At 48.9% G+C, this 491-nt stretch carries 1 protein-coding gene; it reads right to left on the bottom strand.

Features of this window, described 5'->3' with window-relative positions; genetic code table 11:
• Positions 1-97: 97 nt before the first annotated feature.
• Positions 98-491 (bottom strand): diguanylate cyclase domain-containing protein (locus MPL1_RS13035; RefSeq protein ID WP_009727605.1); only part of this gene is annotated, 394 nt, incomplete at its 5' end.

Here is a 491-nt window from a genome sequence, read left to right as displayed (position 1 = left end):
ACAATTATCAGGATAGATACTGATCCCCACAGAGACGCTGATGAATAGCTGATTGTCGCGGATGGTAAACGGTTGGTTAATAGCATTGATCATTTTTTCAGCCTACATGCGCTGCTCCTTGAGCATCGGTGTCTGGCAACAACACAATAAATTCATCACCACCGGTTCGGCAGACCGTATCTTCTTCTCGGACCAGTTCTGTCATCCGATTGGCAACGGCGATTAACAAATCATCACCCACCGCATGTCCAAGGCTGTCGTTGATATATTTGAAGCGGTCCAGATCCAGGTACATCAAAGCCAGCTTCTGACCATGACGCTCAGCGCTGATCATGGCTTGACGGACCCGATCCTTGAGCATGGATCGGTTGGGCAATCGAGTCAGTGCATCATGTTGCGCCAGAAAGCTGATGGTATTTTCGGTCTTCCCGGAATTTGGTGATATCCGACATGATGGCGACGTGATTGATGAGTTACCGTGACTGTCGTGA

It is taken from the genome of Methylophaga lonarensis MPL (assembly GCF_000349205.1).
GTDB lineage: Bacteria > Pseudomonadota > Gammaproteobacteria > Nitrosococcales > Methylophagaceae > Methylophaga > Methylophaga lonarensis.
Note: the sequence above shows the minus strand (reverse complement) of the source record. Positions and strands in the feature narration are given on the sequence as shown.